Origin of the sequence: Clostridium transplantifaecale (assembly GCF_900626075.1) — a bacterium.
GTDB lineage: Bacteria > Bacillota > Clostridia > Lachnospirales > Lachnospiraceae > Otoolea > Otoolea transplantifaecalis.
Genome location: NZ_UYZY01000006.1, coordinates 219,480 through 242,166, shown reverse-complemented (window position 1 = coordinate 242,166; position 22,687 = coordinate 219,480). Strand labels below are relative to the sequence as shown.

Here is a 22,687-nt window from a genome sequence, read left to right as displayed (position 1 = left end):
AGGAAAAGAAAGATATGAAACGAAAATATCCACATTTATGCCAGCCAATTACACTTGGCAATGTAACATTCCGCAACCGGATGTTTGCATCCCCAATCGGGGCAACCGATATCGATAAGGACTGTGTCCCGGGAGAGCGGACCCGCGCGTTCTATGAGCTCCGTGCAAAAGGCGGAGCAGCGGCCGTGACGATGAGTGAGCTGGTGGTCCACCCGGAGACGGACGGCTCCCATATGCTTCATTTAGACATTGCCACCGTTGGCTCTCTGGCCGCATTTACATTCTGCGCTGATTCCATTAAAAGACACGGGGCCGTTCCAAGCGTGGAATTTTCCCATTCCGGGCAGTATGCAGGTACGTATATGGCGGACAAAAATAAGAAACAGGGTTTGAACCAGTTCGGGCCGGATGACGCTGTGCGCCCGGATGGAATGAAGGTGAAAGCGCTTACGAAAGGCCAGATTGCCGATATTGTAAAACGCTATGGCGAAACGGCTGTTCTGGCAAAACGGGCAGGATTTGAAATGATTATGATTCATGGAGGACATACATGGCTCCTCAACCAGTTCATATCCCCCTACTTCAACCATAGAATCGATGAGTACGGCGGTTGTTTTGAGAACCGCATGCGGTTTACGCTCGAAGTGTTAAAAGCGGTCAGGGAAGCGGTCGGTCCCCTGTTTCCAATTGAGTTCCGTATGAGCGGATCCGAGTTGTTCGAGGGCGGATACGACATTGACGAGGGAGTCCGGATTGCACAGGCAGTGGAAGCATACGTTGATCTGATCCATGTATCGGCCGGTTCCTATCAGTTCGGATTTTTCCGCACTCATCCGTCCATGTTCTCAGGACATGGCTGCAATGTATACCTTGCGGCAGAAATTAAAAAGCATGTAAAGAAACCGGTGGCCACCATTGGCGCTTTAAATGATCCGGCACAGATGGAAGAAATTATTGCATCAGGAAAAGCGGATGTCGTATATATGGGACGCGCCCTGCTGGCCGATCCCTATCTGCCGCAGAAGGTAACGGCGGGAGAGGACGATAAGATTGTAAAATGCCTCCGCTGTTTCACCTGTATGGCGGAACGCCCGACGACCCAGACACGCCGCTGTACGGTAAACCCGGTAATCGGCCGCGAATCAGAGGGTACGGAAGTGCTCCCGGCATCCCGAAAGAAAAAGGTGCTGGTTGTGGGCGGCGGCGTGGCAGGGCTGAAAGCTGCTGTAACGGCGGCACAGCGGGGCCATGAAGTGATTCTCTGTGAAAAGTCGGACAAGATGGGCGGGATTTTAAAATGTGAGCAGGCAATCGACTTCAAGCGCGAGATGTATGAGCTGGGTCTGGCCCTGGAAGCGCAGGCGGAAGAGGTGGGCGTTGAAATCCGCCGCAGCACGGAGGTGACTCCTGAATATGCGGAAAAAATCAATGCAGATTACATGATTCTGGCAGTCGGTTCCAGGCCCATCGTACCGCCGCTGCCTGGAATGGATGGAGAAAACGTGGTAATTGTAAATAATTACTACCTGGAGAAAGAGAAAGTCGGCGGCTCGGTTGTGGTTCTTGGCGGCGGGCTGGCCGGATGCGAGGCGGCAATCCACTTTGCACAGGAAGGCAAAAAGGTTCATCTGGTAGAGATGAGGGATACGCTTGCCCCCGACGCCAATATCCGCCACCGCCCGATTCTTATGAAGATGATAGACGAATATGTGGAGGCACATACGGGATATCAGGGCATAAAGGTAACTGCCGACGGTGTGCTCTGTAAAGATCCCGAAGGCAGAGAAGTGCTTGTTTCGGGCAAAACCGTCGTCTGCGCAGTCGGACAAAGGTCGGACCGGGAGAGTGTGAACGCACTTCTGGACGCAGCGCCGGTGGTACGCCAGATAGGCGACTGCGTCAGGCCGGGCAATATAACGGCTGCGATTTACCAGGGCTATCATGCCGGACTGGATATATAGAAAGAGTAAAACAGAGATTCATTGATACGGCGGTTCTGCACCGGGCGCTGTTTGGGTTTGGATTCATGAAATGGAATTCTACCCGGGCAGGCGCCCGGTGTTTCTGGTTATACTCTGGATTCCGGAGCAGAAACGTTGTAATAGTCCATTACAAAGTTCCAGAAATCTTTTGCCACCTCCGTCATCTGTGCTTTGCGGCGGCGCATCAGATAGAGCGTGCGGGTGGTGTCGTGATCCAGGATAGTAAAACTGCGTGTAGCGGGAGACAGTTTATGGACGGCAGGAAGACAGCATTCGGGAAGAAATGCGATTGCCAGACCAGCATCCACCAGACGCACCTTTGTCAAAAAATCTTCTGTTGAGCAGAAGATTTTGGGTGCAAAACCAGATTCATGGCAGAGTGAATAGGTAATATCTTTTGTGAAGCTGTTGTCTAACGGCATTCCGATAAACTGCTCCTCCTTTAAATCGGCAATATTAAGCCCGGTTACATCATCCGGATAAGTGCGGTATCCGGGAGAAATAACAAGGCGGATTGATTCCGTCATAACAGGCTGGGAGACCCAGTTGTCCGTATCCAGATCCGTCAATTTTGGATTGACGGAAAGAAAATAGAAATCATGTTCCCTGGCCGCAGAGGGAGCGTCATGGCCGCGCTGGCAGATTGACAGCCTTATTTTGGGATTGAGCCGTGTATACTCTACGATACTGTCTTCAATTGCACCAATAAAAGCATAGCAGATGAGCTGAATGGAGCCGACCATGTCATACATGGACTGTTTTACGCTTATGATGCCGCTGTCCAGGGAGTCAATACAATTTTGAGCATAATGCATAAAATTATGGCCATACGCGTTCAGGTAAATCCTGTTTCCACGCCTGTCGAACAGCCTTGCTCCCAGTTCTTTCTCAAGGCCGGCGATGCTGCGGCTGAGAGCCGGCTGTGATATTCCCAGTATTCCGGCGGCTTCCGACACGTGCTCCAGACTCGCAAGCGTCAAAAAATACCGAATCTGAGTAAGTTCCATATAGTTCCCCTCCTTAGTATAACTTTAATGATATAGTATCATGATTTGTGCAATATTGCAAAGATATACGGAAAAGTATAGACTTATTTTGTTGAATGTGTCGACACTTATTTATGAAAAACTTTAATGAAAAATCAACTTATTTTACGAAGGGGGAAACGTGTAATGAATATTAGCCTGCTTATCACGCTGATTGCTTTTATTTTTGTAGCCGTCTGTCTTTTGACCGGTAGGATTCCCGGCTCGATCGCCTGCGGGACGGCAGTTGTGGTTCTTTGGTTTACGCATGTTATTACGGAGGCGGAGGCCTTTGCCAATTTTGTCAGCAGCAGTATTATTGTTATGGTCTGCATGATGATTGTAACGGCAGCCCTGATGAGAACCGACATCATGCCTGCCATTGCCGATACGGTCCGGAAGGCGAAAGGAGGAGGCATTACAATTTTACTGGCGGTCACTATGATCGTACCCTACATTCTGTGCCAGTTTGTGGGCGGCGTCACTTCCATGATTATCGTGATTCCGCTGGCTATGGCTCTAGCTAAGGAAGCCGGTGTATCCCCAACGGCTATGGTGCTCCCGGCGTCCGTAGGAGCACAGGCGGGGCTGCTTTCATTGCCTATCGGAGGGGGTGCTGCCATGTATCTTCTGAAAAACCAGCTGATGGCCGGTGTAGGGGTGACGGAGGAACTGGGATTCTGGGATCTGTTCTTCGTACGTATGCCGGGTACCGCAGCAATCTTTCTGTTTATTCTTTTATACGGATGGAAACTCCTGCCTCAGCGGGGGCTTGGGCAAAGCAGTATGCTGGACGGTAACCGCAATCTGGAAAAGAGTACCCTTCCACAGTGGAAGCAGAATGTTATCTATGCTATTTTCTTAGCCACCATGGTTCTGTTGAGTATATGCGGTAAAATCGGTCTCACCAATACGCAGGTTTCTCTGGCGGCGGCGATGATTGTGATGCTGTTCCGCCTTGTGGATGAGCGCGAAGCATACGCTTCGGTCAATTGGCCCCTGATTTTCATGATGTCTTTTATGCTGTCAATTTCCACCGCGCTTGGCAACAGCGGGGCCGGTGAGATGCTGGCAGGGCTGTTATCGCCGGTTTACGGCAGCGGAAACATGATTGTTGCGGTAACCGTTACTTTCATTTTCTGTGCGGTTGCCACACAGTTTATGGACAATATGACCCTGGTAAATATTCTTACCCCCATATGCGCCCTGGCCTGCGTGCAGAACGGCATGAGCGCACTGCCCGTTGTCGTTGCCATCGATGCTTCCTGCCTGATATCCTTCAGCACCCCTCTGGCATCTCCGAGTTCGCTTCTGGCATATCAGCTGGGCGGTTACAACATGAAGGAAATGCTGAAATTTAATCTGCCGCTGATTTTTATTTCGACAGTTGTTTCCTGTGTATGGATACCGGTTTACATATCAATTATTCATTAAAAATTATTTATGATCGGAGGAAAAATTATGCCAAAAGAGGAAAAGAAACAGGCCCCGGAAGGATTTGAGCCGTCTATGTTTGAAAATGTTGAACCCATCTGTTTATTTGACGATCTGTTTTATGTCGGAAACCGGGTGGTGGGAATCCATATTTTAAAAACGAGTGAGGGATTAGTCCTGTTTGAGGGTACCGACAACCCTGATGCGGACGAAGAGATTTTACAGCCGGGCCTTAAAAAACTGGGGCTGCAAAATGAGAAAATCCTTGCTTTGATGATTACCCACGGGCATTTTGATCATTATATGGGAGCTGCTAAAATTCAGGGCCGCACAGGATGTCCGGTGGGCATGAGCCTCGAGGATACCGCATATCTGTCCTGGGCGGATGAGAATATGGGACCGGACATTCCAAGAGAACTGCCGCGAATTACCCGGATATTAAAAGACGGCGAAAATTTAGTTTATGGGGATCACTGCGTTTATGTCATGGCGGCGCCCGGGCACACGCCCGGCTGCCTTAACTTTTGCTTTGATGTGCATGACTGCGGGGAAATCCATCATGTTGTCATGATGGGAGGATACGGCGTATTCGGTCCCGGAAATTACCCGGACGGAGCGTATCCCTACGGTGTCCAGTGGGCGGTTGACCAGGCGCTGCTCTTTGCATCCTCCTGTGTGAAAACATGGGAGTACTGCAAGAAAAACCATTGTGATGTCTATATGAATCCCCATCCTCATCTCTGCGAGCTGATTGAACATGCCGAGCAGAACAGGCACCGTAAAGAGGGGGAGGCCAATGCCTTTGTCATTGGTACGGAGGGAGTGAGACAATGGATTTCAGAACGGTTTCATGTTTGCATTGAATCTGCGCAGAAATTTACCGATATCCAGGTTCCGGGCAGGAATTGAGGCTGCTGACAGCACCCTGTAACATGGGACTTTTCACGCAAAATGTGCGGGAACATGCCTCGTGGTAGATTACCCTGTGAATAGTAACGAACAGTTCACACCTCCGCTCCAGTGCCATTTCCAATACCTTGTATTTGTGACGCCGATATCCTATAATAGGAACAGAAAAGACGCCTCTTTTCCGGCAATAAAGAGAGAGGGGAGTTCCTGGGAGACGGAAGGGAGAGGGTTATATGAATCTCAAAGAACAGCTGTATGTGTGCACACTGGCAAAATGCGGGACGATATCAAAAGCGGCGGAGGAACTTTATATTTCACCTCCGGCGCTCAGTGTTTATTTGAGCAATCTGGAAAAGTACCTGGGAGTCAGGCTCTTTGAACGGACGGGGAAAAGCCTGGTCCTCACTTCCATGGGGCGGGAGTATGTGGAGCGGGCGGAGAAGATGCTTCAGATGAAGGAAGACTTTGAGCTTTTACTGGAGCAGTCAAACGGCAAATGCAAGGGGAGCCTGCGTGTTGGAATCCAGCACAGGCGTGCCATTTCAATCGCCCCGTTTCTTATGGTGCACTTTTTAAAGGAGTACCCGGATATCAATCTTATCATAAAGGAGGGGGTCTATGACGAACTGGTTCAGATGTACCAGACAAACGCCATTGATTTTCTCATCTATACATGCGCGGATGAACTGCCGGACACAACTTATGTAGAGCTGGGGGAGGAACATGTACTGCTGGTCCTCCCGGAGAAACATCCGGCTAACGCAAGAACCTGGTGGAAAGAGGGGGAGCATTATCCTCATCTGGATCCCCGCTGCCTGACGGATGAAGTATTCGTTCTGCCGATAAAAAAACAGAGCCTCCGGGGGACTGCTGAGAGGATTCTGGAGCAGTACAGGATACGGCCGAAACGTATCATAGAGATACGGTACTTTGAGACCGCCATGTCCATGGTGGAACAGGGAGTGGGGATCGGATTCAACCGTTCAGGTTATATCCAGGGAATGGACCGTTTTCCGGGAGTGAGGTACTGCCTGATTGGGGATGTGCCGTACAGCGCCCGGCTGGTTCTGGCATACCGGAAGGGACGGAATTTAGCGCCCCATATGGTACGGCTCATCGAGCTTATTAAGGGGCACATAAATAAAACTTAAAGAGCCGTTAAATTTAATGTAATTGTTGCAGACCCGGTTCCTGATTATAATCATAGTAACAAGATTGTTGAAAAAGTTATAATCAGGAGGGTATAGTATGAATGCAAAAAAGAAACACTTCAAGATGCCGCACAGTTTTGTAATTGTCTTTACAATTATTGTAGCGGCTGTACTGATGACCTGGATCATTCCTGCCGGCGAGTATCTGCGCGTCGAAAATGCACAGGGGATCAAGGTCATTGATCCGACTCAGTTCCAATATCTGGCCCGTTCGCCGGTAAATCCATTCTTAATTCCGTTGTATATTGTAAAAGCGTTTATGAAAAGGGTCGATTTGATCCTGGTAATCCTGTTTTCCGGCGGCGCATTTCACATGCTGACGGAATCGGGCGCCCTGCAGGCCGTCATCGCCAAGGTTGCCAAGAAATTTGCCCACAATCTCTATATTTTTATTCCAATTCTTACTCTGGTATTCGGCCTTATCTGTACCACGCAGGGAGTAAATCTTTTTATTGCGTTTGCCCCGGTTATGGTTATGATGTCGCTGGCTATGGGAATGGACTCCATCACAGGGGCGGCGATTATTCTTCTGGGAGGAGCCATTGGCTTTTCAACCGGAACCCTGAATCCCAATACCACCATTGTAGCCCAGAAAATTGCCGAGCTTCCGGCCTACTCAGGTCTTGGTTACCGCGCCGTCTGTTTCGTGGTTTACTATATTGTGACTAATATCTACCTGATTCGGTACGCATTAAAAATCAGAAAAGATCCGACACTTAGTCCCATGTACGATCTGGACAAGGAGAATGATCTGAACAATGGAGGAGATTTGGACTCTTTCGGCACTCTCAGCGTGCGTAAGGTTGTAATCATCCTTTCCCTTGTTCTTTCTCTGGGCGCTATTATTTACGGAAGCGTTAAGATGGGGTGGGACATGCCGGAGATGGCGGCTGTATTTATTGCGCTAGCTATTGTTGTCGGCGTAATTGCGGGATTTGATTCAACCACTATCTCAAAACATTTTCTGGAGGGATGTAAAAAAATGCTTTCTGCCGCCATCATCATCGGCCTGGCCCAGTCTATCAGCGCGATCATGACGGACGGTAAAATCATCGATACCGTAGTACATGTGCTGGCGGGAGGACTAAACAGTGTGCCGGCTCTTCTGCAGGCTCCGGCCATGCTGCTCGCCAACACGGGGATCAATGTTTTCCTGACCTCCGGTTCGGGTCAGGCGGCGGCTGTGATGCCGATTATGGTGCCGCTCTCTGATCTGATTGGGATGACGAGGCAGACCGCGATCCTTGCATTCAATTTTGGTGACGGATTCTGCAACTATATTCTTCCCACCTCCACTGCGCTGATGGGAATTATCGGCGCATCTAATATTCCGTACGACCGCTGGATGAAATTCATGTGGAAAATGTTCCTGATATGGCTTGCCGTCGGCACCGTACTTTTAATTATTGCCCAAGCAGTCCATCTGGGACCGATGTAAGGCAAAGAATGGATGAAACCGCGGAAAATGAAAGTGATTGTTCATGGTAAAATAGAACCATGGTGGAAGAGAATAATGGCGGAAGAGAATAATGGCGGAAGAGAATAATGGCGAAAAAGAGCCATTGTGGAATAAGGTATTGAAAAATAGAAAGCGAGGACGTCTGTAATGATTAAGGATAAGCTTTTTCAGAGAGTGGAGCAGCAGAAGGAAAAACTGTGGGAGATGGCGGATCAAATCTTTGAGCACCCGGAATATGAGGGCGAAGAGGTCATGGCCTCGGAACTTCTGGCCGCCTATCTGAGGGAACATGGATTTACGGTGGAAATGGGGGTCGGCGGTTTTAAGACCGCTTTCCGGGCAGAGTACCATCACGGTACCGGGGGACCGGTAATTGGAATCCTGTGCGAGTATGACGCCTTGAGGGGACTGGGCCACGGCTGCGGGCACCATATGCAGGGACCGTCCTGTCTCGGCGCGGCGATTGCTTTAAAAGACATGGACACCGACCGGCCGTTTCAGCTCGTCGTGTACGGGACGCCTGCGGAGGAAACGCTTGGGTCCAAATGTGACATGCTGAAGGCGGGCTGTTTTAAAGAGCTGGATGTGGCATTTATGATGCATGGAGCGCCAAATACCTGTACGGACATCAAATGCCTGGCGCAGAACAGCTACCATGTGGTTTTTCAGGGAAAGAAAGCCCACGCTGCCCTGGCTCCGGAAAAAGGGAGAAGCGCTTTCGACGCACTTCTCATTGCTTTCCAGGGAGTGGAATTTCTTCGGGAACACGTCCCGGATGACGTCAGAATGCACTATACCGTATCTGAGCTGCCGGGACCAAGTAACGTAGTTCCGGATCGGGCGGTGGGAGATTTCTCCATCCGTTCATTCTCAAAGAAAACGCTGGAGGCGGTTTCGGAACGGTTCCAGGAAATTATAAGGGGAGCCTCCCTGATCGGCGGGGTAAGCTATGAAATAACTCCGGGAAAAACCTTTTATAATAAAATACCTGTACTTCTTTTAAATGATCTTCTTATGAAGAATGCAGAATTAGTGGGAGCGCCTCAGCTTGCACCGCCCCGTGAGAAGACGGGTTCCACAGATTTTGGCAACGTGATGTATGAGATACCGGGTTCCTGCATCCGAGTTGCCTTCGTCCCCGAGGGGACGGCCTCACATTCCCAGGAATACGTAGACGCCGGAAAATCGGATGCCGCACATGACTGCGTCATCTATGGCGCCAAGGCGATTGCAGGGGCTGCGTATGATTTAATTGAAACGGATGGGCTTATGGAGAGGGTGAAGGAGGAATTTGCGGAGAGTAAAAAGAAGAATATGTGAGGGTTTAATTGAGATGCGAGGACGCCTCTGTAAGACGGCGGACGGGGGAGTGGGTGGGTGTTTATGAGTCTTCAGTCCCGGTTTGCAGGGTGTGGTGAGGGGGAATCCAGGAGAAAAAATTCCTACGGGGACTCGCTCTCGCTTGTGGAATGCGCAACGGGTGCTAGATTCGAAAATACCTCATCAAGCACCGGCGGATTCCAAGGTCCCCTTCGGAAAGTTTTCTCCTTCCTTCCCCGGGCAGGTTGTCGGCGGGACTGAAGACTCAGTGAAGGTATTGCCCCGTCCGACGGCTTCAGGGGCTGATTGTCTCTTTCGTCAAGTGGGGAGGTGGTATTGTCGCGGCCACGAAATAGTCGTAACTATTTTACATTTTGACGATATCCTGGGCTGCATAAAAAGAGTATCAGAATAAACACTCTAAGATTAAAAGATTATAAGTTTACATAGTCTCATAGTGTACTGGATGTAGTTTTCAGGCATTCTATAGAGACGTAGTGGCAGCGACAAGCGCCTCCCCCATTGAAGGAATAGGACAGATCAGCCGCCGCAGGCCGGGGACCGGGCCGCTATCTTGGCTGAGTCTTTCGTCCCGGCCATAACCCTCCTGTGGGGAAGAAGGGAGAAAAAGATTCCGGAGGGAACCTGGGAGTTCATTGGTACTTACCGAGGTTTTTTCGAGGTTAGTACCATTATGTACTCCAACGAGCGCAAGCGTTTCCCGAAGGAACTTTTTCTGCCCGGATTCCCCGCCCGCGACAACCTGGCGCCCGGGACGAAAGACTCATCGATCCCCCTCACCACCCCGGTCCCCGGCCTGACGGCGGCGTCCTCATTTCTCAATTAAATCCCCATTAATTCAGGTTTGTACAAACACCATAATTGTAGTACAATGTTTCACATAGCGATACATTGAAAGAAGGTGAAGAGTGAATGAATCAGAAACATAAAGCAATGGCGCAGAGCCGGGGCGCGGCGAGGGACTTGACTGTCTGCGCATTGCTTTCCTCCCTGATTGCGGTTGGGGCTTTTATTAAAATTGTTATACCGGTTGGGGCGGATACCATGAATTTTACATTGCAGTGGTTTTTTGTCTTGCTGGCCGGTCTTCTATTGGGATCCAGAAAAGCGTTTTGGAGTGTGGCAATCTATCTGCTGGTCGGCCTTTCGGGAATTCCCGTTTTTGCACGGGGAGGAGGCCTGGGTTATCTGATCCGTCCTACCTTTGGTTTCCTTCTGGGGTTTGCCCTGGCAGCGTATGCCATGGGAAAAGTATGCGAGTGGATACATTCGTACAAAACAGCGGCCTGTCTTTTTGCGGCGACGGTAGGGTATGTCATCTATTACGGAATGGGAATTCTTTATTTTTATTTTATTACCCATTTTGTAGTTGTGACACCGCACACGGTAGGATGGGGCCCTATTTTTGCCGTTTACTGTCTGCCGACGATGCTGCCGGACTATATTCTCTGCATCGTGGCCGTGATGGTTTCAAAACGCCTCCGGCCGGTTGTGGCGCAGGGGTTGCGTTGAAAATAATATATTGCATTTAGACTGAAAAATCCGTCTGCAGCGATTGGCATGGTGCGGTCTTTTTCGGAAAACAATAAATGCCCTGGTATTAGAGCCGGAAAGACATGGACTGGACGAGGATCAGGTTTTGAGGTTCTGGATGTACGAAAAAGTTATTTTAAGATCTATTACAAGGTGCATGAATCCACAGAGAACGTGGGGGCTCCGAATCCCCCATATGCTGGTTGACAGCAGAGCCAAACTATATCGTGTTTTTGAACTTTGACATTTAGGAAATATAATTTTAGAGAAAGAGTGCTGTGGGAACGGTGGTAGCGTTTTCAAGGCACTCTTTTTATCGCTGACGCTACCCAGATGCACTGTGGAGATTGTAGAGGACAAGCTTTTTTGACACAAAATTTGACACACTTTTAAGCCTGGAAGTACCTATAAATGCAGGTAAATGAATCAGCGCAGAACCTCTCGCTGAATTAAACTATAAAGGAAAATAAATGTATATAACAAAAAAACCGCCTCAGCAGTTGCCTGAGCGGTAAAATATTTAGGGGGGCCGGATGATCTTGCGATCATCCGGTATGAGTATGAAAAAGCTTTATTATTTCAAGCAATACTTGAAACAAAGGCCTGTCATCCTTTCGGATAACATATTTGTATTATAAAAGAGATTTGTGACCAAAGTATGTACCGCCGATTAAAAAAACATAAACATAATAAAAAAATAAAAAACCCTTTGAAAACAGAAGGAAATTGTATATAATAGTAATCGGTATAGTCTGCCTGAATGATCCAGGGCACTATTTTTGTTTTAGACGCACGAAATAAGAACGATAAAAAGATAGAATACAAAGCAGGAGGAAAAACAAGTATGATGATGTCCAATGACATTGGTATCGATCTTGGCACGGCCAGTATCCTTGTATATATTAAAGGGAAAGGCGTTGTCTTAAAAGAACCGTCAGTAGTAGCCATTGACCGTGATACAAACAAGATTATGGCCATTGGAGAGGAAGCACGCCTGATGATCGGAAGAACCCCGGGTAATATCGTTGCAGTACGTCCGCTGCGCCAGGGTGTTATTTCTGATTATACAGTAACAGAGAAGATGCTCAAATATTTTATTAATAAAGCAGTCGGCAAGAAGACGCTCAGAAAACCGAGAATCAGCGTCTGCATTCCAAGCGGCGCCACCGAGGTGGAGAGAAAGGCCGTAGAGGACGCGACACTGCAGGCAGGGGCAAGAGAGGTTTCCATTATCGAGGAGCCGGTTGCCGCAGCCATCGGCGCAGGCATTGATATCGCCAAGGCTTGCGGTAACATGATCGTAGATATCGGAGGAGGTACGGCCGATATCGCGGTAATTTCCTTGGGCGGTACGGTAGTAAGTACATCTATTAAAGTAGCCGGAGACGATTTCGACGAGGCTCTGGTACGCTACATGCGTAAAAAACATAATCTTCTGATCGGTGAAAGAACGGCCGAGGAGATCAAGATTAATATAGGAGCAGCCTACAGAAGGCCGGAAGTAATCACGATGGAAGTCCGCGGACGTAACCTGGTAACAGGTCTTCCGAAGACAATTGTGGTTACATCGGACGAGACTCTGGAGGCGCTGCGTGAACCGGCCCTGCAGATTGTAGATGCCGTTCACAACGTGCTGGAGAGAACACCACCGGAGCTGGCGGCCGATATCTTCGACCGCGGTATCGTACTGACCGGAGGCGGTTCCCTTTTAAGCGGACTCGATGCACTGATTGAGGAGAAGACGGGCATCACTACGATGATTGCCGAGGATCCTCTGACGGCAGTGGCTATCGGCACCGGCAAATTTATCGAATTTGCCCACGGAGAACTTACACCTAAGAATTACGACTAATAATCTTGCGGTTCACGTCCCCGGCAGCGCGGCGGTTTCGTGAATGGTACGGGAATAAATTTATGGCAGCAGTAAAAGGATATGTTGAGAAAATCAAATACCGTAATGAGGATAACGGCTATACGGTTATGAGCGTCACCGGGAGCGAGGATGGGGAAGAGTACATCCTGGTCGGAAATTTCTCCTATATTTCGGAGGGAGAACTGGTGGAGGCGACGGGCCGCATGACGGAACATCCGATTTACGGGGAACAGCTGGCGGTGGAGAGCTATGAGCTCAAAGCGCCGGAGGACACTGTTTCCATGGAACGATATTTAGGCTCCGGTGCCGTGAAAGGCATCGGGGCTGCTTTGGCTTCAAGAATAGTAAAAAAGTTCAAGGCCGATACCTTCCGCATTATGGAGGAGGAACCGGAACGGCTGTCCGAGATCAAAGGCATCAGCGAAAAGATGGCGATGGCTATTGCGGAGCAGATCAGTGAGAAAAAGGATATGCGGCAGGCTATGATGTTTTTGCAGAACTACGGCATTTCCATGAATCTTTCGGTGAAAATCTATCAGGAATACGGTCCGGCCATGTACAATGTGATTAAGAATAATCCGTATAAACTGGCGGACGACATTCCGGGAGTCGGTTTTAAGATGGCCGATGAGATTGCATCCAAGGTCGGAATCTTTACGGATTCTGACTTTCGTATTAAGAGCGGAATCCTTTATACACTCCTTCAGGCCTCGGCCAACGGACATACATATCTGCCGGAGGGGGAACTTAAGGCGCAGGCCGCCGAGCTTCTGAAAGTGGATCCTGAAGCGATAGGGAAACATCTGATGGATATGCAGATCGATAAGCGCCTTGTCGTAAAGAATGTGGAAAGCGCCGGACGGACGTCCTCTGAGGGCAGTGAGGCACGGATGGGAACGGTACGCAGGCCGGATGAAGGTTCTGAGGAGTTTTCTGAAGAGAACCGGGACATATACGGGGAAGACCGGGAGTTCCCTGAGGAAGCGCCGGAAGTCCGAAGGGGAGTTTACGCGGCCCAGTATTATTATACGGAACTTAATACCGCCAGGATGCTCCATGATTTGAATATTACGGGTTCGGAGCCGGAGGAACAGATACGCAAAAGCCTTGCAAGAATTCAGGAGCAGGAGAAGATAGAGCTGGATGAACTGCAAATCCAGGCGGTCATCGAAGCGGTCAACTGCGGTCTTCTCATTGTGACAGGAGGACCCGGTACGGGAAAGACGACGACCATCAATACAATCATACGTTATTTTGAGATGGGGGAGATGGACATTCTCCTGGCGGCGCCCACGGGAAGGGCGGCCAAGAGGATGACGGAGGCCACCGGCTACGAGGCCAGGACAATCCACCGTCTCCTGGAACTGAGCGGAATGCCGGAGCCGAATGAGAAAAGCCAGAATTCCGGGATGCATTTTGAACGGAATGAGGAGAATCCCCTGGATGCCGATGTAATCATCATCGATGAGATGTCCATGGTGGATATCCACCTGATGCACGCTCTCTTAAAGGCGGTCAATGTGGGAACGAGATTAATCCTGGTAGGCGATGTGGACCAGCTTCCAAGCGTGGGACCCGGCAATGTGCTGAGGGATATGATTGATTCACAGCGTTTCCATGTGGTGAAGCTGACAAGAATTTTCCGGCAGGCGGCCCAGAGTGACATCATCGTCAATGCCCACAGAATCAACGACGGCCAGAGAGTGGATCTGGCGAAGAGAAGCAGGGACTTCCTGTTTATTAAGCGGGATGAGCCTAATGCGATTATCAATGCAATGATTACGCTGGTAAAGGAAAAATTGCCTTCTTACGTGGGGGCGAATATCTTTGATATCCAGATTATGACGCCGATGCGCAAGGGAGCGCTGGGAGTAGACCGACTGAACACGATCCTTCAGGACTTCTTAAACCCGGCGTCGTCCGACAAGCCGGAGAAGGAAGCGGCCGGCACCCTGTTCCGACTCGGTGACAAGGTAATGCAGATAAAAAATAACTATCAGTTAGAGTGGAAACTCTGTAACAAATACGGGATTCCTATCGACAAGGGAACCGGCGTGTTTAACGGCGATACGGGAATTGTCCGTGAAATCAACAGCTTTGCCGAACTGCTTACCGTGGAGTTTGACGAGGGAAAGCTGGTGGATTACAGCTTCAGACAGCTTGAAGAACTGGAACTGGCATACGCCATCACAATCCACAAATCCCAGGGAAGCGAGTATCCGGCTGTTGTGATTCCTGTTTACAGCGGCCCCAGGATGCTGATGACCAGAAACCTGATTTACACGGCTGTGACCAGGGCGCGGTCCTGCGTCTGCCTGGTGGGAATACCGGAGGTGTTCCAGCAGATGGTGGACAATGCAATGGAACAGAAGCGCTATTCGGGCCTGAAGGCCCGCATTGAGGAGCTGATTATTTGAAAATAAGATACAAAAAGGCGGCGTCCGTTTTCCTGGACGCCCTTTTTCCAAGGCGATGCCCTGTCTGCGGGGATATCGCAGCGCCCGTGGGGAATCTAATCTGCCCCTCCTGCCGGGACAAACTTTCTTTTGTAAAATCCCCTGTATGTAAAAAATGCGGCAAAGAAGTGATGAGTGAGACCGTCGAATACTGTTTTGACTGCAGCCGCCACCGGCGCAGCTTTGAGTATGGGCTGGCGCTTCTGAACTATAATGAGCTCTCCGGCCGATCCATGGCCGCGGTTAAGTATAAAAACAGAAGAGAATATCTGGATTATTACGCGGAAGAAGCCGTAAGGCGCTGCGGGGCGAAGCTGTTGGAAATGGAGGCGGACTGCCTGATTCCGGTCCCCATTCATCCGTCCAGATACCGGAGCAGAGGCTTTAACCAGGCCCTTGTCCTGGCCCGGAAACTGGAGGAGCGGACTGGGATACCGGTCTGCCCAGATTTGCTGAAACGCAATAAAAATACTGAACCGCAGAAGGAACTGGGGCCTGCCGGGCGGCTTAAAAACCTGGAACAGGCGTTTTCGGCAGGGCCGGTTCCGGATGGAATCACAAGTGTTATTCTCATCGACGACATCTATACGACCGGGAGTACGATAGAGGCATGTACGCGCGTTCTGAGGGCAGCCGGAGTAAAAAACGTATATTTTTTTGCTGTTTGTATTGGACAGGGGCAGTAAAGTAGGATATGATAATAGGACAGGAAAACAGAGCGTTTTTCGGAGAAGGCATTGATGTATGCGAACAATAATGGAATGAAAAGGAGTTTATAAAGATGCGTGAATTAGAGTATCAACTGGTAAAAGACGATTATAAAAACTGGATACACTGGAACGTGCTCCGCAATGAATCAAAAAAGATGAAGATTTTTTCACTGGTCATTTATGTTGGTTTTGTCGTAATTTATGTAGGCGGAAGCCTCAATTCGGCCAAAGGTAATATGGCGGCGCTCATTCCGGCCATTGGCATGGCGCTTTTAGTAGGAGCGGCTATGTTTTACACCACCTCCCATCATAATCAGGAGCGTATGATCTGGAAGAAGAGCGGACTGAAGAGACTGGAGAGGAATAATAATTTCCCGGTTGTCCATTTAACACTTAACGATCTGGGGCTCGTTATGGAAGTTCCGTCCGAAAACGTGACAAAAGAATACCGTTACAGCGAGCTTTTTGGAATACTCGAAATTGAGAGACTGTTTCTTTTGGAAGCCAATGACAAGACATGGCAGTTCATCGCCAAATCCGCGTTCAGCAGCCAGGAAGAGATGGACGAATTCAAGGCATTTATGGAAGAAAAGATAGCCGATGCCAAGGAAAATCCTGAAAAGTACGAGAAGAAAGAGGAGATTCCGGAAGAACCGCAGGCAGCCGGCAGTGACGTCACAGATGCGTCTTATGAAGGCGGCAGCGCATCCGGTTCCGACGAAGAGGCGGAGGAGATCGAGCCGGTTGACACCAGCAATATGGGAAAGATTGGCAAGATGGCCCATATTATGGCGGCTATGGCGGCTGATGCAGAGAATGAAGAGGACTCCGAAGGAACGGAAGAATCCACGGTGGATGAGGCAGCCGAAGCTGCTGCAGAAGCCGGGCAGGAACAGGAAGCGGTTTCCGCGGCAGAGGCCGACAGCAGGGAATTATGACAGTGCAGGGGGATGAGCAGAATGACAATCCGGTGGGCAGAAGAAAGTGATTTACAGGAGATGGTTGAGATTTTTAATTATGAGGTGCTGAACGGCACGGCGTCATTCTCAATCAGGCCCAGAACCGTTGAGGAGAGAAGGGCCTGGTTTGAGCAGCATAACAGGGATGAGTTTCCTCTGATTGTGGCGGAGGAGGACGGTGCGGTTGCGGGTTATGCCAGCCTGTCCGTATACCGTGACAATGATGCCTATGCCCCTACGACGGAACTTTCGGTTTATGTGGCTCATAAATACAAAGGCAGAAAAGTCGGAGAAGCGCTGATGACGGAGCTGCTGCGGATTGCCAGGGAGAAGGGCAGAACGCATGCAATTATCTCGGTAATTACATCGGACAACACCGCCAGTATCCGTCTGCACGAGAAATTCGGTTTTGAATACTGTGGAGTCACGAAAGAAGTTGGCCGGAAGTTCGGCCGCTGGCTTGACACATTGTTTTATCAGTTGATAATCTGAGTATAGCTTGGATCCGTGGAGGTGAAGGTCAATTTATGAAGGGAAGAGCGGTAAGGAGAATTCTGCTTCCGGTTCTGACAATCGTTTTTATTGCACTGAATCCCCCTGCTCCTGTGCATGCCGACTGGATACAGGATAAGTTTGGCTGGTGGTACCAGGAAGAGGACGGCAGCTGTCCCGTTTCCGTCTGGAAAGAGATGGACGGGAAATGGTATTATTTCAAAGATACCGGCTACATGGCCGACACCCCGATGATCATTGACGGTGTGCAGTATTATTTCCACAAATCCGGCGCTATGGTATCGGATGAGTGGGTTGAATTCATGGGAGAATGGTACTATTTCAACAAAGACGGTTCACTGGCAAGAAGCTGCTGGATCGGCGATCTCTATTATGTTGATAAACTGGGAGCCATGGTAAAGGATAAGCGGGTGAACGGGATTTATATTGACGAAGATGGAGTTGCAGAACATCCGGGGGACGATTTTTTTGACTAAAAGACAGACATTGGAGGACAACTAAAGGTGAGCCGTACAATATTAAAATTTTCATCAATTGTAATTCTGGCACAGGCGATTCTCACCGTAATATCGGGTGTGATTCTGGCAGCCGGCAGCAGCGCCCTGAGCGGGACGGAGTATGAATCGCTGATTGGAGCCACGATAATGCTTGCTATGGTTGCGATAGTGGAATCGGTTTTCCGCGGAATCGCGGCAATTATGGGACTTAAGAGCTGCAGACCCGGTTCCGGGACAAAAGCCATCTTTATTCTGGGTATTATTATGGTGGCTCTGGATGCGGCGGGGTTAATCAATACGCTGCTCACAAGCGCACAGAGCGCCCCGGCGTCCCTGATTGCGGTGGCGATGTCGGGATTATATTTATTTTCGGTGTTGAAGATCAGAAAAGAAAATGCGGAGGGAAACTGAGTTTCCCGATGATGGAAGAGAACGCTTCCGGGCTCAATGGATCAGCCCGGAAGCTATTTTTATGAAATTGGACTATTGTATATCAAAAAGAACAGTTAGACAATTAGATTTAATACTTTATAATATAGGATATAAGGGGGGAAGAAAAATGTTGGAGATAACAGTAATTGGTCTGTTTGTAGCGGCGCTGCTGCTTTCGGCCGTATTTGGAGTTTCGGTCCTGTACGCGCTGATTTTCGGATATTTTGTTTTTGCCGGATATGCCTTGATAAAACATAATTCGTTGGCGGAAGTTCTTAAGATGTCTTTTAACGGAGTGAGAACCGTTAAAAATGTGCTGATCGTTTTTATGCTAATAGGTATGCTGACCGCTCTGTGGCGTGCCGCGGGAACAATTCCGTTTCTTGTTGTCTGCACCTCCGGTCTGATTGTGCCTTCCGCATTTATTCTTTTTATTTTTCTCCTCAACTGCTTCGTCTCTGTCCTTACTGGGACCTCACTTGGGACGGCGGCCACCAGCGGTGTGATCAGCATGGCAATGGCCACTGCAGCGGGGGTGAATCCCGTCTATGCGGGCGGAGCCATCCTGTCGGGAATTTACTTTGGCGACCGATGTTCCCCGATGTCGACCAGCGCCCTGCTTGTCAGCGAACTGACAGGAACGGACATTTTTGATAATATAAAAAATATGATTCGGACTTCGGTTGTCCCCTTTGCAGCGGTGTGTGCCATCTATCTGGCCCTTGGCATGAACGGAACCGGCGCATCGCCCGACGGCAGTCTTCTTACACTGCTGAAGGACAGTTTTAACATGCACTGGCTCGCGGCGTTACCCGCCGGAATCGTTATTATCCTGTCCCTGTTCAGGGTCAGGGTCAAAAAGACCATGATGATCAGCATACTGACGGCCGGCATCATCAGTATATTCCTTCAGGGAGTAACACTTCCTGAGCTTTTTTCGTTCCTGTTCACCGGTTACCGCATTGAGGAACCGGGACTGACGGCCATGATGAACGGGGGCGGCTTATTATCCATGGTGAAAGTAAGCGCAATTATCTGTATTTCTTCCTCCTATTCCGACATTTTTGAGCAAACAGGAATTCTTCAGGGACTTAAGCAGAGGATAGGCAGACTGGGACAGAAAATCACACCTTATGGAGGCGAACTGGTCACCTCTCTGGTGGCTTCGATGGCGGCATGCAACCAGACGCTGGGAATTATCCTAACCTATCAGCTCTGCAAAGATATGGTCCATGACAAGAGGGAGATGGCGCTCTACCTGGAAAATACGGCTGTTATTGTGGCGCCGCTGGTACCCTGGTCCGTTGCCTGCGCAGCGCCTATGGCGGCGATATCGGCTGTCAATGTAGGCGGATGCATACTTTTTGCTTTTTACATTTACCTGCTTCCGGCATGGAATCTTTTCAGAAACAGAAAGAGACGGGAGGAAAGCATTTATGGAAATCGTAAGACTTTTTAACCTTCAGGGAAGCTTATTCATAATGATTTTGGCCGGAGCCGTTTTAAAGAGAAAAGGAATCATAGATGAGCCGGGAAAACGATGCCTGACGGACCTCTGTGTCAATATCATCATACCCTGCAATATCATTAAATCCTGCCTGATTGAATTCGACCTGTCGATCATGAAGGCCTGCGGCCTTCTTCTGGCAGTGGGAATTGTCATGCAGTTTTTCTGTCTCTTTCTCAACCGGTTTTTATTTAACGGCTTTGGAGAACAGCAGAAAAAGGTGCTCCAGTACTGTACGATCGTATCAAACGGAGGATTTCTTGGAAATCCGGTTGCGGAGGGCGTTTACGGTTCTCTGGGACTGCTGTATGCCTCCATCTTTCTGATACCGATGCGCGTGGTCATGTGGTCGGCGGGCACTTCCTATTTTGTAGCAGGAACGTCTGATAAAAAGAAAGTGATTCATAACATACTGACCCACCCCTGCCTGGTTGCTGTGTACATCGGGCTGTTTCTGATGTTCACCCAGATTCATGTGCCGGAAGCTGCGGCCTCCACGGTTAAAAGCATTGGCGGCTGCAATTCGGCTATTACAATGTTCATTATCGGAACAATTCTTGCGGATGTGGACGTCAGAACCATTATTAATAAAACTACGGTCGGCTTCAGCATCTTCCGTCTCGTCCTGCTCCCGGCCGCAGCCCTGGCACTCAGCCGTGCCCTGGGCCTCGACCCGGTGGCCTCCGGCGTGGCCGTGATCATGACGGGCATGCCGGCCGGAGCAACGGCGGCTATCTTTGCGGCACGGTATGGAAGCGATGCGGAATTCGCCACCAAATGCGTGGTGCTGTCTACGCTGCTGTCGATGATCACGATTCCGATGTGGGTGATGTAATAACCGGGTTTATAGAACAATGCATTTCTGGGCTGGCGAGTCAGTCACGTGCCTGAGAATGTTTATGAATGTGAATTCTGTAAAAGTGATTTTGAAAGAGAGGGTGTATTCTGTGATGGAGTTGAGAAGGGCTGTTATGGATGATTTGCCGCAGATCAGGGCGGTCTATAAGGAGATATGCCGGGACATGGACAGGAACGGCATCCAAATCTGGGATGAGATTTATCCGGGGGAAGTCTTTGGGGAAGATATCGAAAACCATCGGCTCTATGTGCTGACGCAGCAGAAAGAGATCGTGTCGGCATTTGCCTTATGTGATTCCAATTCCGGAGCTGACTGTCTGAAATGGAGGAATCAGAATGGAAGGGCAATCTATCTCGACCGTCTCGGCGTAAACGTCAATTACAAAAGAAAAGGAATCGGAAGTCTGGCGCTCCAAAAAGCCACAGCCCTGGCAGGTTCCCTTGGAGCCGGGTATCTCAGACTCTTTGTCGTAGATATCAATCATCCCGCGATAAATCTCTATTTGAAAAACGGGTTTACAAAAGCAGATGGGAGCTATGACGAAGTAATTGACGAAGATTTGGTTCTGCATGAATTTGGATATGAGAAAAAGACAACCATATGATATAGTTTTCAATGTGGACAGTTTCGTTGGACAGTTCATTAAGAGTGACCTTCATGTCTTAACATCGGAATAAGGCTCTGTTTTTTTGTGAATAATCAATTTAAATAAAACAAAAAACTAACATCCCAAAAACAATCAGTACCGTAACCGGCCAAACATCCCCGAAACAATTCGCGCCTGCAACAAGTGCGTCCCCGCACTTGGGGAAGAGTCATTCAGCCTTACAAACGGTCCTCTATGCCCAACTAAAAATATATTGACGAATCCCCAGATTTATGATATAGTAGACGGGCGAATGGAAGAACTTAGGTCTTTTTTTTATGCTCAAAATCAGGGCCAAAACCCTGCAAAACGTTGTAAAATAAAGGCTGTGACAAATCAACAATTTTAAGTGGAGGTGGAAGTCGTGCGCACAAGAATTACACTGGCATGTACAGAATGCAAACAACGTAATTACAACATGACTAAGGATAAGAAGACTCATCCTGACAGAATGGAAACAAAGAAGTATTGCAGATTCTGTAAAACACATACGTTACACAAAGAAACAAAATAAGGTAACTGATTGTACCTGGGATCAGGCGCCAGCCTGATAACATTGGAGGACAAAATATGGGTGAAACAGAAAATACCAAAAAGGCTCCTAAAAAGAGCTATTGGAAAGGCCTTCAGGCCGAGTACAAGAAAATCGTCTGGCCCGACAAAGATACTGTCATTAAGCAGACAGGCGCCGTTGTTGCGGTTGCCGTTGCTTTGGGACTGATTATTGCAGCACTTGATACGATTATCGTAACAGGACTGCACTTCGTTATCTAATTTAAGGGCAAAGGTGAGAATATGTCAGAAGCAAATTGGTATGTAGTGCATACTTATTCCGGCTATGAAAACAAAGTAAAAGTTGACATTGAAAAGACAATTGAAAACAGAAAGCTCCAGGATCAGATCTTAGAGGTATCCGTGCCTATGCAGGATGTCATTGAGCTGAAGAACGGGGCACAGAAACAGGTTGCCAAGAAGATGTTTCCCGGATATGTACTGATTAACATGGTTATGAACGATGACACATGGTATGTAGTACGCAACACCCGTGGTGTAACAGGATTTGTTGGTCCGGGTTCCAAGCCGGTTCCGCTTACGGAAGGCGAGATGGATTCTCTGGGATTCAGGGAAGCCGGATTAGTAGTCGATTTTGAAGAAGGTGACACAGTTGTTGTTACCGCAGGGGCCTGGAAAGATACCGTTGGTGTTATCAAGTCCATCAACGAAGGAAAGCAGACCCTTACTATCAATGTGGAGATGTTCGGCCGTGAAACACCGGTAGAACTGTCTTTTACAGAAGTAAAGAAGATGTAACAAGTACGGCCTTTAACCGGTTTAGAGGCT

At 49.0% G+C, this 22,687-nt stretch carries 22 protein-coding genes; 21 read left to right on the top strand and 1 reads right to left on the bottom strand.

From position 1 onward, the window contains the following. Positions 1-14: 14 nt before the first annotated feature. Complete coding sequence (locus EJL91_RS20715) at positions 15-1,961, top strand: oxidoreductase (RefSeq protein ID WP_125143861.1); 1,947 nt, start codon at positions 15-17, stop codon at positions 1,959-1,961. A 107-nt stretch (positions 1,962-2,068) separates the two neighbouring features. On the opposite strand, the gene EJL91_RS20710 is transcribed toward EJL91_RS20715, so the two are convergent. Then, positions 2,069-2,989, bottom strand: a complete 921-nt coding sequence (locus tag EJL91_RS20710; RefSeq protein ID WP_125143860.1) for a LysR family transcriptional regulator — start codon at positions 2,987-2,989, stop codon at positions 2,069-2,071. Between the two features lie 165 nt (positions 2,990-3,154). Between EJL91_RS20710 and EJL91_RS20705 the strand changes: the two genes are divergently transcribed. The 20 genes from EJL91_RS20705 (at position 3,155) to nusG (ending at position 22,657) form a co-directional block, all read left to right on the top strand. Further along, positions 3,155-4,441, top strand: coding sequence for an SLC13 family permease (locus tag EJL91_RS20705; protein WP_164516908.1), 1,287 nt, complete (start codon positions 3,155-3,157; stop codon positions 4,439-4,441). A gap of 27 nt (positions 4,442-4,468) precedes the next feature. Further along, positions 4,469-5,350, top strand: coding sequence for an MBL fold metallo-hydrolase (locus EJL91_RS20700; RefSeq protein ID WP_164516907.1), 882 nt, complete (start codon positions 4,469-4,471; stop codon positions 5,348-5,350). Between the two features lie 233 nt (positions 5,351-5,583). Next, positions 5,584-6,501: a LysR family transcriptional regulator gene (locus EJL91_RS20695; RefSeq protein WP_125143857.1), complete on the top strand. Its 918-nt coding sequence runs from the start codon at positions 5,584-5,586 to the stop codon at positions 6,499-6,501. A gap of 97 nt (positions 6,502-6,598) precedes the next feature. Beyond that, positions 6,599-7,999 (top strand): YfcC family protein, encoded by a 1,401-nt coding sequence (locus EJL91_RS20690; RefSeq protein WP_125143856.1) that lies wholly within the window; start codon positions 6,599-6,601, stop codon positions 7,997-7,999. Positions 8,000-8,167: 168 nt separating this feature from the next. Continuing rightward, on the top strand, positions 8,168-9,340 hold the full coding sequence (locus tag EJL91_RS20685) for a M20 family metallopeptidase (RefSeq protein WP_206429530.1): 1,173 nt from the start codon (positions 8,168-8,170) through the stop codon (positions 9,338-9,340). A 694-nt stretch (positions 9,341-10,034) separates the two neighbouring features. Next, the gene (locus EJL91_RS24695) at positions 10,035-10,187 is read left to right on the top strand and encodes a hypothetical protein (protein WP_164516906.1); all 153 of its coding nucleotides are present in this window, start codon (positions 10,035-10,037) and stop codon (positions 10,185-10,187) included. A gap of 86 nt (positions 10,188-10,273) precedes the next feature. Beyond that, positions 10,274-10,873: a biotin transporter BioY gene (locus EJL91_RS20680; protein WP_125143855.1), complete on the top strand. Its 600-nt coding sequence runs from the start codon at positions 10,274-10,276 to the stop codon at positions 10,871-10,873. An 865-nt stretch (positions 10,874-11,738) separates the two neighbouring features. Further along, a complete protein-coding gene (gene mreB / locus EJL91_RS20675) occupies positions 11,739-12,746 on the top strand; it encodes a rod shape-determining protein (protein ID WP_125143854.1) in 1,008 nt (335 codons plus the stop codon). 62 nt (positions 12,747-12,808) lie between these two features. Continuing rightward, positions 12,809-15,184 carry an SF1B family DNA helicase RecD2 gene (gene recD2, locus EJL91_RS20670; RefSeq protein WP_125143853.1) on the top strand — a complete coding sequence of 792 codons (2,376 nt, stop codon included), beginning with the start codon at positions 12,809-12,811 and terminating at the stop codon, positions 15,182-15,184. Further along, on the top strand, positions 15,181-15,909 hold the full coding sequence (locus EJL91_RS20665) for a ComF family protein (RefSeq protein WP_125143852.1): 729 nt from the start codon (positions 15,181-15,183) through the stop codon (positions 15,907-15,909). Before recD2 ends, EJL91_RS20665 begins: the two co-directional genes overlap by 4 nt. A gap of 95 nt (positions 15,910-16,004) precedes the next feature. Next, positions 16,005-16,871, top strand: a complete 867-nt coding sequence (locus tag EJL91_RS20660; RefSeq protein ID WP_125143851.1) for a YcxB family protein — start codon at positions 16,005-16,007, stop codon at positions 16,869-16,871. 21 nt (positions 16,872-16,892) lie between these two features. Then, positions 16,893-17,384 carry a GNAT family N-acetyltransferase gene (locus EJL91_RS20655; RefSeq protein WP_125143850.1) on the top strand — a complete coding sequence of 164 codons (492 nt, stop codon included), beginning with the start codon at positions 16,893-16,895 and terminating at the stop codon, positions 17,382-17,384. 35 nt (positions 17,385-17,419) lie between these two features. Beyond that, a complete protein-coding gene (locus EJL91_RS20650) occupies positions 17,420-17,881 on the top strand; it encodes a hypothetical protein (protein ID WP_125143849.1) in 462 nt (153 codons plus the stop codon). Between the two features lie 27 nt (positions 17,882-17,908). Further along, positions 17,909-18,313 carry a hypothetical protein gene (locus tag EJL91_RS20645; protein WP_125143848.1) on the top strand — a complete coding sequence of 135 codons (405 nt, stop codon included), beginning with the start codon at positions 17,909-17,911 and terminating at the stop codon, positions 18,311-18,313. A 148-nt stretch (positions 18,314-18,461) separates the two neighbouring features. After that, positions 18,462-19,793: a Na+/H+ antiporter NhaC family protein gene (locus EJL91_RS20640; protein ID WP_125143847.1), complete on the top strand. Its 1,332-nt coding sequence runs from the start codon at positions 18,462-18,464 to the stop codon at positions 19,791-19,793. After that, the gene (locus EJL91_RS20635; RefSeq protein ID WP_125143846.1) at positions 19,771-20,676 is read left to right on the top strand and encodes an AEC family transporter; all 906 of its coding nucleotides are present in this window, start codon (positions 19,771-19,773) and stop codon (positions 20,674-20,676) included. The genes EJL91_RS20640 and EJL91_RS20635 overlap by 23 nt, the downstream gene beginning before the upstream one ends. 115 nt (positions 20,677-20,791) lie before the next feature. Then, positions 20,792-21,304: a GNAT family N-acetyltransferase gene (locus EJL91_RS20630; protein ID WP_125143958.1), complete on the top strand. Its 513-nt coding sequence runs from the start codon at positions 20,792-20,794 to the stop codon at positions 21,302-21,304. A gap of 406 nt (positions 21,305-21,710) precedes the next feature. Continuing rightward, positions 21,711-21,860, top strand: a complete 150-nt coding sequence (rpmG, locus tag EJL91_RS20625) for a 50S ribosomal protein L33 (protein ID WP_021640493.1) — start codon at positions 21,711-21,713, stop codon at positions 21,858-21,860. A gap of 56 nt (positions 21,861-21,916) precedes the next feature. Beyond that, positions 21,917-22,120, top strand: coding sequence for a preprotein translocase subunit SecE (gene secE, locus EJL91_RS20620; protein WP_125143845.1), 204 nt, complete (start codon positions 21,917-21,919; stop codon positions 22,118-22,120). A gap of 21 nt (positions 22,121-22,141) precedes the next feature. Beyond that, the gene (gene nusG, locus EJL91_RS20615; RefSeq protein ID WP_125143844.1) at positions 22,142-22,657 is read left to right on the top strand and encodes a transcription termination/antitermination protein NusG; all 516 of its coding nucleotides are present in this window, start codon (positions 22,142-22,144) and stop codon (positions 22,655-22,657) included. Positions 22,658-22,687 lie beyond the last annotated feature (30 nt).

Excerpts from the sequence above, each read along its gene's own strand:
- EJL91_RS20705 (WP_164516908.1), top strand. The coding sequence starts at position 3,155 with ATGAATATTAGCCTGCTTATCACGCTGATTGCTTTTATTTTTGTAGCC.
- EJL91_RS20680 (WP_125143855.1), top strand. The coding sequence starts at position 10,274 with ATGAATCAGAAACATAAAGCAATGGCGCAGAGCCGGGGCGCGGCGAGG.
- nusG (WP_125143844.1), top strand. The coding sequence starts at position 22,142 with ATGTCAGAAGCAAATTGGTATGTAGTGCATACTTATTCCGGCTATGAA.
- EJL91_RS20710 (WP_125143860.1), bottom strand. The coding sequence starts at position 2,989 with ATGGAACTTACTCAGATTCGGTATTTTTTGACGCTTGCGAGTCTGGAG.
- EJL91_RS20700 (WP_164516907.1), top strand. The coding sequence starts at position 4,469 with ATGCCAAAAGAGGAAAAGAAACAGGCCCCGGAAGGATTTGAGCCGTCT.
- EJL91_RS24695 (WP_164516906.1), top strand. The coding sequence starts at position 10,035 with ATGTACTCCAACGAGCGCAAGCGTTTCCCGAAGGAACTTTTTCTGCCC.
- EJL91_RS20630 (WP_125143958.1), top strand. The coding sequence starts at position 20,792 with ATGGAGTTGAGAAGGGCTGTTATGGATGATTTGCCGCAGATCAGGGCG.
- EJL91_RS20655 (WP_125143850.1), top strand. The coding sequence starts at position 16,893 with ATGACAATCCGGTGGGCAGAAGAAAGTGATTTACAGGAGATGGTTGAG.
- EJL91_RS20695 (WP_125143857.1), top strand. The coding sequence starts at position 5,584 with ATGAATCTCAAAGAACAGCTGTATGTGTGCACACTGGCAAAATGCGGG.
- mreB (WP_125143854.1), top strand. The coding sequence starts at position 11,739 with ATGATGATGTCCAATGACATTGGTATCGATCTTGGCACGGCCAGTATC.
- EJL91_RS20685 (WP_206429530.1), top strand. The coding sequence starts at position 8,168 with ATGATTAAGGATAAGCTTTTTCAGAGAGTGGAGCAGCAGAAGGAAAAA.
- EJL91_RS20690 (WP_125143856.1), top strand. The coding sequence starts at position 6,599 with ATGAATGCAAAAAAGAAACACTTCAAGATGCCGCACAGTTTTGTAATT.
- EJL91_RS20660 (WP_125143851.1), top strand. The coding sequence starts at position 16,005 with ATGCGTGAATTAGAGTATCAACTGGTAAAAGACGATTATAAAAACTGG.
- secE (WP_125143845.1), top strand. The coding sequence starts at position 21,917 with ATGGGTGAAACAGAAAATACCAAAAAGGCTCCTAAAAAGAGCTATTGG.
- EJL91_RS20640 (WP_125143847.1), top strand. The coding sequence starts at position 18,462 with ATGTTGGAGATAACAGTAATTGGTCTGTTTGTAGCGGCGCTGCTGCTT.
- EJL91_RS20635 (WP_125143846.1), top strand. The coding sequence starts at position 19,771 with ATGGAAATCGTAAGACTTTTTAACCTTCAGGGAAGCTTATTCATAATG.
- EJL91_RS20650 (WP_125143849.1), top strand. The coding sequence starts at position 17,420 with ATGAAGGGAAGAGCGGTAAGGAGAATTCTGCTTCCGGTTCTGACAATC.
- recD2 (WP_125143853.1), top strand. The coding sequence starts at position 12,809 with ATGGCAGCAGTAAAAGGATATGTTGAGAAAATCAAATACCGTAATGAG.
- EJL91_RS20715 (WP_125143861.1), top strand. The coding sequence starts at position 15 with ATGAAACGAAAATATCCACATTTATGCCAGCCAATTACACTTGGCAAT.